8 protein-coding genes are annotated in these 12,511 nt (G+C 42.7%); 5 read left to right on the forward strand and 3 right to left on the reverse strand.

Features of this window, described 5'->3' with window-relative positions:
* Nucleotides 1-9 precede the first annotated feature (9 nt).
* Both G8D99_RS01470 and recD read left to right on the forward strand, forming a co-directional pair.
* The gene (locus G8D99_RS01470) at nucleotides 10-3,771 is read left to right on the forward strand and encodes a UvrD-helicase domain-containing protein (protein ID WP_166321972.1); all 3,762 of its coding nucleotides are present in this window, start codon (nucleotides 10-12) and stop codon (nucleotides 3,769-3,771) included.
* An 87-nt stretch (nucleotides 3,772-3,858) separates the two neighbouring features.
* Nucleotides 3,859-5,634 carry an exodeoxyribonuclease V subunit alpha gene (gene recD / locus G8D99_RS01475; RefSeq protein ID WP_406741505.1) on the forward strand — a complete coding sequence of 592 codons (1,776 nt, stop codon included), beginning with the start codon at nucleotides 3,859-3,861 and terminating at the stop codon, nucleotides 5,632-5,634.
* A 559-nt stretch (nucleotides 5,635-6,193) separates the two neighbouring features.
* Here recD and G8D99_RS01480 read toward each other — a convergent pair.
* Nucleotides 6,194-7,492 carry a serine hydrolase domain-containing protein gene (locus G8D99_RS01480; RefSeq protein WP_166321974.1) on the reverse strand — a complete coding sequence of 433 codons (1,299 nt, stop codon included), beginning with the start codon at nucleotides 7,490-7,492 and terminating at the stop codon, nucleotides 6,194-6,196.
* Between the two features lie 253 nt (nucleotides 7,493-7,745).
* Between G8D99_RS01480 and rpsO the strand changes: the two genes are divergently transcribed.
* The 3 genes from rpsO (at nucleotide 7,746) to G8D99_RS01495 (ending at nucleotide 11,708) form a co-directional block, all read left to right on the forward strand.
* Nucleotides 7,746-8,015 (forward strand): 30S ribosomal protein S15, encoded by a 270-nt coding sequence (gene rpsO, locus G8D99_RS01485; RefSeq protein ID WP_166321976.1) that lies wholly within the window; start codon nucleotides 7,746-7,748, stop codon nucleotides 8,013-8,015.
* A gap of 278 nt (nucleotides 8,016-8,293) precedes the next feature.
* Complete coding sequence (gene pnp / locus G8D99_RS01490) at nucleotides 8,294-10,381, forward strand: polyribonucleotide nucleotidyltransferase (protein ID WP_171522773.1); 2,088 nt, start codon at nucleotides 8,294-8,296, stop codon at nucleotides 10,379-10,381.
* A 103-nt stretch (nucleotides 10,382-10,484) separates the two neighbouring features.
* Nucleotides 10,485-11,708, forward strand: a complete 1,224-nt coding sequence (locus tag G8D99_RS01495) for a magnesium transporter CorA family protein (protein WP_166321980.1) — start codon at nucleotides 10,485-10,487, stop codon at nucleotides 11,706-11,708.
* A 73-nt stretch (nucleotides 11,709-11,781) separates the two neighbouring features.
* Here the strand turns inward: G8D99_RS01495 and G8D99_RS01500 are convergent, their stop codons facing one another.
* Both G8D99_RS01500 and G8D99_RS01505 read right to left on the reverse strand, forming a co-directional pair.
* Nucleotides 11,782-12,045 carry a YdcH family protein gene (locus tag G8D99_RS01500; RefSeq protein ID WP_166321983.1) on the reverse strand — a complete coding sequence of 88 codons (264 nt, stop codon included), beginning with the start codon at nucleotides 12,043-12,045 and terminating at the stop codon, nucleotides 11,782-11,784.
* 121 nt (nucleotides 12,046-12,166) lie between these two features.
* Nucleotides 12,167-12,505: a chaperone modulator CbpM gene (locus G8D99_RS01505; protein ID WP_166321985.1), complete on the reverse strand. Its 339-nt coding sequence runs from the start codon at nucleotides 12,503-12,505 to the stop codon at nucleotides 12,167-12,169.
* Nucleotides 12,506-12,511: the final 6 nt, after the last annotated feature.

Raw genomic sequence — 12,511 nt, forward strand, 5'->3', positions numbered from 1 at the left:
GAATACATTATGACGAATCATTTAGGAGCCTCAGTAGCGGTGTCGACCCAACCAATTCAGGACATGCAATTCAGTGGTTTACATTGGATTGAAGCTTCGGCAGGCACGGGGAAAACTTATACTTTATCGAGTCTGATGGTGCGTATTTTGTTGGAAAAATACTTACCTAATCAGGTCATCGCTACCACTTTTACCCGTAAGGCCTCGGCTGAACTGAAAAGTCGAGTACGTAGTCGTTTACAAGATACCCAGCGCTATTTTGAAAGCTGTCGTGAACTGACCGAACAGCAAGTATTGGATAAAGCAGAACAAGAGTCCGATCCACTGTTTGCCGTGGTATTAAAAACCTTTGCCACACAAATCGGCTATGCCTGCGAACGATTAAAATTGGTCATTGATCAACTTGATGAGCTGTTTGTCGGGACATTGGATAGCTTTAGTCAGAAACTGCTGCGTGAGTTTGCTTTTGAAAGTGGCAAAATTGAATATGCCACCATCACCGATGATGCGCAGAAATATAGCTATCAATTGATTCACGATATATTGCGTGAATGGATTCAGCAACAACCGCAACATACCATTGATTATCTACTGCTAAACAATAAGTTGAAATCACAAGATGCCTATGTAGCTGTGGTGGAAAATAGTCTGAATTTTGCTTCCGCCCATTTTCAAGCAGTTCAAATGCCTGAACTCAATTTGAGTCGCTTTGAGCAACAGATTGAAGCTTTAATCCAGTTGGATTTAGAACAGGTTCATACGTTATCTGAGTATTATTTGGCGACAGGGCAATACAATAAGCTCCTTGCGAAAAAATGGCGTGATCAATCCAAACTGCACGTGTTCTTAGAGCAAGATTTACCTGACTTTATCGCAGCATTGAGACAGCAAGGGGCTTATGCCTTATTTGCTCCGCATTATGCAAGCACCTTGAAAATGTGTGCGGACCTATCCAAAAAAGCCTTAAACAAATGTCCTGAGGATGTTCTACAGGGCTTTGAGCAGCATGTGGTGATTGCCAGTCTTAAGCGGTTTTGTGAGGGAGTCGAGCGTTTATCCGCAGATTTAGATCAGCTAGATCGCTATTTAAAATACCACTTGGCCAGTGAAGTTAAAAAACGCTTACCGCAAGTTTTACAGCAAAAAGGCGAAACCACTTTTGCTCAGCAAATTCGCACCTTGGCCGAGTCTTTACACGGTGAGCAAGGACAGCGTTTTGCAGCCTATGTGCATGCACGTTATCCGCTGATTTTAGTGGATGAATTTCAAGACACCAATCAAGATCAGGACGATATGTTGGCGCAAATTTGGCGTCATCCCAACCGAGTGAGTAAAGGCTGTATGATCATGGTTGGTGACCGTAAACAGGCGATTTACGGTTTCCGGGGTGGCGACATGCTGACTTTCCTGAAAGCCCATCAGGACGTGTTTGGTAAATCAGGTCATGCTTATAACTTGGTTCATAACCACCGTTCAGTCCAGCCTCTGGTTGAAGTGGTCGATGCATTGTTTAAGCGCCAAGCCGATTTTGGTGAGCAGGTGATGTATACCCCTGTACAGGCAGGGCCACGACCGCATCCACATTTGATTGACCGCACTGAAATCAATCCTACGCCCCTGCGTTGGATTCAACTTGAAGACAAAGATTCTGAAGCGGAACAAGTCGCATGGAAGATTCGTGATTTGCTTAATCAAAGTATTGAGGGGCAGTTGTATTTAAACGATAGCAAAGCCCCTGAAGCTCAACAGCAGATTCAGATTGATGAAAATGACATTGCGGTGCTGTCTAAAAATCATGATGGCTTAGACAAAGTGCAATCCGCTTTGGAATACTTAGGCATTCGAGTCAATCGACCGTCCAAGAAAAGCGTGTTTGAAAGTCAAGTGGCACGAGATGTCGGCGCAATACTGACCGCGATCATGCATCCTTTCGATGAAGCCAAAATCAAACGGGCATTGCTCAGTCGACTGTTGGGTTTTAATTTACATCGCTTGACTCAACTCGAATTAAAGCCGGATGGTTTAAGTCATTATATCGAGCAGTTCGACCACATCCGTGAGCTTTGGCTCAATCAAGGGTTTTTAACCGCTTGGCAATATGCTCTCAATCAATTCAAGGTGTGGAAAACCTTGGTTGAAAAGCAAAGTCGTGACAATAAACGTGCGGTGGTTAATCTAAGGCATTTAACCGAAGCACTCAGTCAACACAGTGAAGTCTACCAAGGTGCTCAAAACCTGTATCACTGGTATTTAAAGCAACTGACTGAACCGTTACAACGTGAATGGGAAATGGAACGCAAGCTGTCGAATGATGCAGGCGTACAGTTGATGACCATTCACCAGTCTAAAGGTTTGGAATTTAAAATCGTCTTTCTGCTTGGCGCAGATAAATCTGTGACCGAGATGAACAAGACGTTAAATTTTTCCAAAACCGAACAGCTCAATCCGCTTACAGGCAAAATTGAAGAACAGCGTGTCGTCGCGATCAACGATAAAAATGCTTTAGATAAAACTGCACTGGCACAGCATGAAGAACGTCAATTGGCCGAGCATCGCCGTTTATGGTACGTGGCATTGACCCGTGCCAGTCACCGTGTCTATGCCATGCTGAGTGATGTAAAAGGCACATCGACCACAGGACTTGCATTCTGGCGGGGACAGGGTGCGGATGCATTTGAGCATCCATTGTCTCAGCTTGAGCCTTTATTGCTTGAATGCCCAAGAAAAATCCAGCCCAAACAAGAGACAGTGCTTAAAAACATTCAAGCCCTGAATTTTCCATCACAGCGTTTTTATCCACGCGGCAAAACCAGTTTCAGTTATTTGGCACAGCATCTGACCCGTCAGCAAATCCAAGATGCTTTGGCGGTGTCCGAACCTGAAATTGGCAGTGCAGATGATGAATTAAATCAAGAGGTATTTCAAAGCGACTCATCATTTGCGTTGCTAACTGACACTGAAATCCGCAGTGCGCCGATCGCTTGGATCAAAGCCAATTTCCCGATGGGAACGCTGGCGGGAAGTTTCTTACATGAAATTTTTGAGCACATCGATTTCAACAACAATCAAGATTGGGCGCTTGAAATCCGTCGTCGTTTTAAAAATGATTATTTGGCGCTATGGCATGAGATTTTAGACAAAGTAAAGCAAGCCTTTCCACAAGAGGCGGAGCCTGAAAATTTTGTGATTGAATCGGTCATGGTTTGGCTGAATGATGTGCTAAGTACCCCCATTCATAGCCAATTTAAACTCGGTCAACTGCAAGCCCATGAACACTTGGCGGAGTTTCCCTTCCATTTAGCATTGTCCGATAAAGTCTTGGCGATCCGGCGCATTCATCAACTGTTTGCCGACTATGGCATCCACATGCCTGAGTTTTTAGAAGCCAATTCAGCACGCTATTTAAAAGGTGAAATTGATTTGGTGTTCTTCGATGGAGAGCAATATCACATTGCCGATTATAAGAGTAACTTTTTGGGACTACAGCAACATCACTATGCACATGCCGCGATTCAACAGAGTATGAGTCATGCCAGTTATTGGCTACAAGCCGCCTTGTATTTGGTGGCGTTGCATCGTTATTTAACCATTCAATTGCAAGATTATGACATTGAGCGTGATTTGGGAGGCGCAAGTTATCTGTATTTACGCGGCATGAATGGTCAATCTGAGCAAGGTCATTTTTATTGGAAACCCGAGTCTGAGTTTATTTTAAGACTTGATGCAATTTTGGGTTATTTTGCTGATGATAAATCCCGCAAAATTGCATGATTATTTCAATGAATTAAAAATTAAACAGCAACTTACATTGTGGATAACAATGTTGAAAAACATGTAGATAAGTTTGAGGATAACTGTGTGGAAAATAATCAAAATATAGAAGTTGAGTCGCCACAATGGCTTAAGACTTGGACTGAATTGATGCTTCAACACAGTTCAATTCGCCCTGAATTGAAAGAAACTTCTAGTAAGCTGATTCAAGATCTTATGCTGGCCAGCATGCAAGGCGACAGCTGCTTAAAAAAAGCAGAACAATGGGCAGATGCTTCAAGCACACTGTTGGGCGATTTAGTGATTGATGACACCCAAGCCATGCATCAGGTTGCGCCTTTCGTGGTCGATGAGCAGTACTTTTATTTGTATCGTTATTGGAAGCTAGAGCAGCGTTTAGCCACGCAAATTCAACGCTTAAAACAGCAAAACATCGAGCCAGTCGATATCATTGCATTTGAGCATTTGCTTGAAGACCCCTTTCAAAAAGCGGCTTTAACCATGGTTGCCAGCCAAACCTTAAATATCATCACTGGTGGTCCGGGTACCGGTAAGACCTATACTTTGGCACGCATCATTGCTGTGTTGAATCAAGCCATACCTGATTTGCGGGTGGCGATGGCAGCACCGACCGGTAAGGCAGCACAGCGCATGAAAGAAGCGCTTCAAGGCTCGTTAAATGATCCCAAACTCAACCAAATGGGACTCATCTCCGATCGTCTTAAAAACCAAGATACTCTGACCATTCACCGTTTATTGGGTTTAGGCAATCAAGCCACGCCACGCTTTCATCAAAAACAACCCTTGGCTTATGATGTGATTGTGATTGATGAAGCTTCAATGCTAGATCTGAATTTAGCCACTTTATTGCTCGAAGCTGTGCCCGAACACTGTCGCTTGATTTTACTTGGGGATGCCAATCAATTGGCCTCGGTCGATGTTGGTTCAGTCTTGGCAGACCTACAACAAGTACAGATGCTCAAAGACAATCATGTCAATTTGGTCACCAGTCGCCGTTTTAGAGACGGGGCATTGATTGGTGACATGGCGAAGTTTATTCAAGCGCAGCACGATTCGAATGTTCAAACCGAGAAACTGTTATCTGCATTTGAACAGCAGATTGTTCACGCAGGTGAGTTAAAGCCGATTGCTTTGAGTCAAAGCATGGATGATGTGATTCAACTGGAATATTTGCCGGAAAAAATTCAAGCCAGTGCATTAAAAGATTATTACCAAAAACTCAGTTGGGGCTTTCAATCTTATTTTTCAGCCCTAGCGCAGTATATTGAACAGGACTATGCCGAAACTGCGATTGCAGAGGTACTCAGTGCATTTGATCGTTATCGCATCCTGACCGCCATTCGACATGGGGTGTTTGGGCTACAGCAACTCAACTTTGAAATGCAAAAAACCTTACTGAGCCAAGTGTCGAATGTGATCCCACAAGGTGATTGGTATATCGGACGTCCCGTGATGATGACCTATAACGATTATCAGTTGGGGCTCTCTAATGGTGATATTGGGGTATGTTTTAAGCATCGTAGCCAAGCACACCAGTTTGAAGTATTTTTCCCCAGTTTAAACAAATGGGTGCCGGCAACACGCTTGCCGAAATCCATTCAAACCGCCTTTGCATTGACCATTCATAAATCGCAAGGCTCTGAGTTTAACCATACTGCGGTAGTCCTTGATCAAGCTGCCACCAAGCTACTCAGTCAAGAATTGATTTACACCGCCATCACCCGTGCCAAATCGGTGGTGAGTTTATTGGTTAGTCCTGAAGCATTTGCACAATCACTTCGTATAAAAACAACACGTTCTAGTGGATTATCAAATAAAATGAATAAGATAAGTTTAATTTGATATATGACTTTTTTATTTTCTGTTGTAAGATAATGCTTACAAGGATTCAAGAAATTGACGCATAGAGCTTCACGCATTTTTTTGCGATGATGCTTAAACAAAGAAGTTCAACATGGAATGTCGAACAACACCGCATAATAAAAACAATTTGAAGTCGAGAGACTGCGAACTTACATTGAGGTAAGGGATAAAAGAGGAAATTACAGCCGCTAAGCCTTGTAGTTTTGGGAGAGACTACAGGGCTTTTTTATGCCTGTTTGAACAGCATTTGTGCAACATTACTTACAACACGTAAGTTTTTGCTTACATAAAGATACGAAAAATGTGACTTGTGTATCACTTTTTTTGTGCAATAATAGATCATGTAAGGAAATGAATGATTAAGAACAGGGACCGTATTAATAATAAAAGTGACTAAACACTCATTATGACAATATAAATAAAACTACAATAACTAAAACATAAGAATCTACAGCGCAATGAAAAGCCCCTAAGGAAACTTAGGGGCTTTTCTTATTTTTTGGTATAAAATAAATATAAACAATAAGATATAGTCATATTAAACAAGATTGCTTTCAGTTTGATCTGAACCAAATAAGGAGCGACGTTGTTGTTTTGGCACTTTGGGGCAGTGTTTGGAAATCTGATAGAGCACATTGGCTAAGGCCGGTAAATGCGTGCCCAACACCGATTTTCCGGTGTTTAAAAAAGAAACACTGATATCACGCTCAGGATCCGCCCAACATAAAATATTGGAAAAGCCCAAATGACCAAAAGCTTGTCCAGAGTTTGGCCCAAAAATTCCCACAGGATTACTGCCGAGCATCGGACCGAGTGCATAACGCATCGGTGCCAGTAAATTACGATCGAGGGTGGTATTTGAAGTCGGTAATGTAGCGCGAAATACAGTTTCAGGGCTTAAAATACGCTGACCTTGATATTCACCGCCATTGAGTAACATTTCCATAAAGCGGTTGGCTTGCTCTGCACTGGTGTAAATGTTGCCGGCAGGGCAAACCGTGTCCATAAAACGATGATCATTGGTCACGTTCACCGCCAAATTCAGTCCACCGCCTAAGACGCGATTTAAATACAGATCGGTGCCCAATGCGGGGTGCATCCCGGTGGCATAGTTCAGTGCAGCTTCATCACGGAGTTCAGCTTTGAGTCCATAATTAAAAAACGGCATATTCATCGGCTGTTCAATATGTTCATGCAGAAATGCTCGAATATCTTGTCCCGTCACACGCTCAATAAACTCTCCTAAAATATAACCTGCCGTTACCGCATGATAGGACAGTTGCGAGCCGACCCGTGCCACAGGTTTAGCTGCATATAAAAGTTTTAAGATTCGTTCCCGATCGAACAAAAGTTCAGGGGTGACTTCGGTATCAATACTCGGAATGCCACCACGATGTGATAGCAAATGGAAAATGGTGGCACGACGTTTGCCATTGGCGGCAAATTCAGGAATGTAATGGCTAATCGGGTCGAGTAAATTAATTTTGCCTTGTTCATTCAGCAAATGCACCAACATGGCATTGACCAGCTTAGAGGCTGAAAATAAACAAATTGGGGTGTCCGGTGTGGCAATCACCGCATCGTATTCTAAGCCTTGAGCTGAATTCCCACGGCTATAACCTATGCTTCGATTAATCAGAATTTTGCCTTGGCGTCTTAAACACATGCTGATCAGTGGGTGATTGCCGGTGCGATATAAAGCTTCAACGCTCAGCCAAATCTTATCGATCTGTTGAGCGCTCATACCGCCTTGCTCAGGTGCAACTTCATCTTTAGCTTGTGTAATTGAAGCCAGCTCGGCAGGCACATGGCAGGTATTGCTTGAAAATAATTTCACAACTCATTCCATCTGGCTTTTGTTTTTATTGCTGAACAGTGTGTAGCTTTGATGATGCTTTGTCAGTGTCTGAACTGACCTTTGGACTCAGACGTTTATGCAAACCATTTAAACGCCGGATAACTTTGCAATCTGAGGGTAGTTCCTTTAAAATGATCCACTGCTGTAGTGATGCACGGCAGTCAGCTTGGTTTTGAAGACCCAACTTGATTTGTATCAAATACTTAACATATAAGCATCTCGGAGAAATCGAATGGCTTTAACAAACGCAGATCGCGCAGAGATCATCGCTAAATTTGCTCGCGCAGAAAACGACACTGGTTCACCAGAAGTACAAGTATCTTTATTGACTGCTCAAATCAATGATTTGCAAGGTCACTTTAAAGAACACAAACACGACCATCATAGCCGTCGTGGTTTGATCCGTATGGTAAACCAACGTCGTAAATTGCTTGATTACCTTAAAGGTAAAGACACTGCACGTTATGCTGCTTTGATCGCTGCTTTAGGTTTACGTCGTTAATTCGATTAAACTTTTATTTTCGGACTATTGCATGTTAAGTGCTGTATTGCTGAAAACGAAAGTCTATCTGACTTACCTCAGATAAAAGGGAAGGGGCGATGTTTCGCTCCTTCTTTGTGTCTTAAAATCGTATTTTACTCATTTATGAGTATTTAAATTGTCTGGTGAGGTCGGCTTCTAAGCTTTGTCATTTATGTGCATGTCCAACAGCGGTCATGTGAATGCCAAACCTTAGGGGTCTCCACTAGAATAAAATCGGGAAACAAAAATACATGTCTATGTTTAATATTATTCGTAAAGAATTCCAATTCGGTCAGCACCAAGTTGTGCTTGAAACAGGTCGTGTTGCGCGTCAAGCAAACACGGTTGTCATCACCATGGGTGGTGTACAAGTACTTGTTGCTGTGGTTGCTCAACCAAAAGCAAAAGCAGGTCAAGACTTCTTCCCATTGACCGTTAACTACCAAGAAAAACAATATGCTGCGGGTCGTATCCCAGGTGGTTATGGTAAACGTGAAGGCCGTGCGTCTGAAGCTGAAACTTTAATTTCACGCTTAATCGACCGTCCAATTCGTCCATTGTTCCCAGAAGGTTACTTCAACGAAATTCAAGTGACTGCAACTGTGATTTCTTCTGACAAGACTATGGATGCTGACATTGCTGCAATGCTTGGTACATCTGCTGCATTGTCAATTGCAGGTACACCGTTCCGTGGTCCAATCGGTGGCGCACGCGTTGGTTTAATCAACGGTGAATACATCCTAAACCCGAACCATGAACAATTGGCTCAATCTGATCTTGACCTTGTGGTTGCAGGGACTGAGTCTGCAGTATTGATGGTTGAATCTGAAGCGAAAGAGCTTTCAGAAGACCAAATGCTTGGCGCTGTACTTTTCGGTCATGACGAAATGCAAATCGCGATCCAAGCGATCAAAGAATTTGCTGCAGCTGCGGGTGCAGTTGAGTCAACTTGGGTTGCGCCTGTTAAAAATGAAGAACTTCTTGGTAAATTGAAAGAAGCATTCGAAGCGAAAATCTCTGAAGCATATACCATTGCAGTTAAGCATGAACGTTATGCAGCATTGGATGCACTTCAAGAACAAGCATTAGCGCAATTCGTTCCAGAAGGCGACGAAACTGGCATTGCTGACGAAGTAAACGAATTATTCGAAGACTTAAAATACCGCACGGTTCGTGACAATATCTTGTCTGGTAAACCACGTATCGATGGTCGTGACACTAAAACTGTTCGTGCAATCGACGTTCAAGTGAATGTATTAGATCGTGCTCACGGTTCTGCATTGTTCACTCGTGGTGAAACTCAGGCGTTGGTAACCACGACTTTGGGTAATACACGTGATGCGTTGATGGTTGATACCCTTGCAGGTACGAAAACTGACAACTTCATGTTGCATTACAACTTCCCTGCATACTCTGTAGGTGAAACAGGTCGTGAATCTGGTCCTAAACGTCGTGAAATTGGTCACGGTCGTCTCGCGCGTCGTGGTGTTCAAGCGGTTCTTCCTGCAGCTGACCGCTTCCCGTACGTGATTCGTATCGTATCGGATATTACTGAATCGAATGGTTCATCTTCAATGGCGTCTGTATGTGGTGCGTCACTATCACTTATGGATGCAGGTGTTCCACTTAAAGCACCAGTTGCGGGTATCGCAATGGGTCTAGTGAAAGAAGGCGAGCGTTTCGCAGTACTTTCTGACATCTTAGGTGATGAAGATCACTTAGGTGATATGGACTTTAAAGTAGCAGGTTCTGCAAACGGTATTACTGCGCTTCAAATGGACATCAAGATCGAAGGCATCACTGAAGAGATCATGGAATCTGCATTGAACCAAGCGTATGCAGGTCGTATGCACATCTTGAACGAGATGAACCAAGTGATTTCACGTGCTCGTCCTGAAATTTCTATGCATGCGCCGACATTCCAAGTGATCAACATCAACCCGGACAAGATCCGTGATGTGATTGGTAAAGGTGGCGCAACCATCCGTGCGATTACTGAAGAAACCAAAGCGGCGATTGATATCGAAGATAACGGTACAGTACGTGTATTTGGTGAAACCAAAGCGGCAGCGGCTGCTGCGGTTGCAAAAATCCAAGCACTGACTGCTGAAATCGAACCAGGTACAATCTACACCGGTAAAGTGATTCGTATTGTTGAATTCGGTGCGTTTGTTAACATCATGCCAGGTACTGACGGTCTACTTCACATTTCTCAAATTTCAAACGAACGTGTTGCCAATGTGACTGACGTTCTTGCGGAAGGTCAAGAAATTAAAGTTCAAGTGGCTGACGTAGACAACCGTGGTCGTATCAAATTAACCATGAAAGACATCGAACAAGCATAATGCTGTGATGAATTAACATTGTTGTAGAAAAAAGCCTGCGTTAAGCAGGCTTTTTTTATGGCATGATGCACAATGACAGATCAAACACTTATAAAAACGTCATATGCAAACTTACTTTTTTTATCAACATGCGGCTGAACACTATACCTATGTAAGCAAAGTGGCTTTGCCAGATCAAACCCCTGAATTTGTGTGGTTGGATTGCACTCGTAGCGATGTCATCCATCAGGCAGAAACGTGGCATAAAGCAGTACAACAACAAACCGGTATTCTCTTAAATGAATACCACATTCGCGATATTTTAAATCTCGAACATCCTTGTGTGTTTGACACCATGGATGATTATGATCTGTTGATTTTCCGAAAATTAATCACCCCGGATGATCAGATCAATATCAGTGAGCAGGCATTAGAAAAGCATGAAAGTGTGTTTGGCCTTGCCACCACCCCGATCAGCTTTATCATCACCCCTGAGGTGTTGTTGACCGTCCGAGAAGCGGGCAATAAGGCAATTGAAAGCTATGTGGCGCGGATTGAAACCATTCTCTGTCGACATATTGATGAACAAAATAAACCACGTAAATTGCCGAGTACCCCGATTGATTTGGCTTTAAGACTGCTCAACAGCATGGTCGATGGCTATTTGGATTTACGTATTCCTTTAACCCGTCGGGTGGAATTTTGGCAACAGGAACTGTTGCAAGGTCATCGTCGATTCACCAAGTGGAATCAACTGTTGCAAGAGAATATGGCCTTTCAACAGGTGGAAAATCTTTGCGAAGAACAGATTGAGTCTTTGCAGGAACTGCGTGATGAAATCGTCGATAACTATGCGCATTTAAAAGGTAAACGCAAAACTGACAAACAAGATCTGATGTTGGTGCGTGTCGATGATTTATCCAGTCATATTGAACGAATTCAAAAACATACTACTCGGTTAAGAAGTGCGATTCAGGCAGCCATTGATTTACATTTTTCTGCGATTGCCAATCAAACCAATGAAAATATGCGAATTTTAGCCATTATCACCGCCGTGTTTGCCCCATTGACTTTATTGACCGGGATTTATGGAATGAACTTTGAATTCATTCCCGGCTTAAAGTCACCAACCGGATTTTGGGTGATGCTGGGTATTATGCTGATGACCACGATTTTATTGCTTTACTATTTCTATCGTCGGCATTTGGTCGGGCGAGGGGAGCGTAGTGTGATGGATATGTTGGCACAGCAACATAAAGGTCAGCACGTTAACCTGTTTTGGTTTTTAGATTATGAACCGATTAAACAAACCATGAAAGAAGTTGAGAAATTAACTAAATTTAAATAGCTGTTGTCATGCTATCTAAACATTCAATTTCTCAACTGGGCTTTTCATTCTTTAAAGCTTTGAACTTTAATACTTACTCGGTGTCTTTCACCGCCGCCTTTTTTAACAGGGTATATAGGCTGTCTTTCAGTTTAAGCTTCTTGCGTTTTAGTGACTCAATATCATCATTGATCAGATTGACAGGGTCTTGCTCAAGCTGGGTAATTTGCCGATCTAACTCGTCATGATCCTCCATCAGTCTGGCAAAATGCGGATCATCTTGAGCGAGTACCTGCATGATCTCACGATATTCAGGGAACATATTTTTTAATTTTTTATTCATAATTTTGGTATTCATGGTCGACGCTTTACCTCATTTTCAAACAGAGTAAAAATACGGATAAGACTAGAAAATGATTTAGTGTGAAAAATCATCCACCAGTTGTAAATGAATAAAACATGATTAAGTTTGCTTTAATTTAGCTTTTCCTGATCTGAGAGCTACGCACTTGTTTGCGCAGGTGTTGTACCTCATCAATCAAGTCCAGCATCATCGCCACCGCAGATAAACTCGCCTCAAAATCACGCTGTAAGCGGTAAGCTCGACGTGCGCGAGTCACTTCATCGGCAAAAAATTGATGAATCCGGGTTTCGGTTCGTGCAGGCAAAATTTCGTATTCAAGTAATTGCAGTACCCATTCAGGGCTTTGTCCGCAGGCTTGTGCAAAATGATTCAGATCGAAAATACAGTTTTCATCAACGATTTCTGCTTCCAAGCAACCATCTTTAATAATTTCACGATAATGAATTGTCGTCATCACTGT

The organism is Acinetobacter lanii (assembly GCF_011578285.1).
Classification (GTDB): domain Bacteria; phylum Pseudomonadota; class Gammaproteobacteria; order Pseudomonadales; family Moraxellaceae; genus Acinetobacter; species Acinetobacter lanii.

Excerpts from the sequence above, each read along its gene's own strand:
- G8D99_RS01505 (WP_166321985.1), bottom strand. The coding sequence starts at position 12,505 with ATGACGACAATTCATTATCGTGAAATTATTAAAGATGGTTGCTTGGAA.
- rpsO (WP_166321976.1), top strand. The coding sequence starts at position 7,746 with ATGGCTTTAACAAACGCAGATCGCGCAGAGATCATCGCTAAATTTGCT.
- G8D99_RS01470 (WP_166321972.1), top strand. The coding sequence starts at position 10 with ATGACGAATCATTTAGGAGCCTCAGTAGCGGTGTCGACCCAACCAATT.
- G8D99_RS01495 (WP_166321980.1), top strand. The coding sequence starts at position 10,485 with ATGCAAACTTACTTTTTTTATCAACATGCGGCTGAACACTATACCTAT.
- G8D99_RS01500 (WP_166321983.1), bottom strand. The coding sequence starts at position 12,045 with ATGAATACCAAAATTATGAATAAAAAATTAAAAAATATGTTCCCTGAA.
- pnp (WP_171522773.1), top strand. The coding sequence starts at position 8,294 with ATGTTTAATATTATTCGTAAAGAATTCCAATTCGGTCAGCACCAAGTT.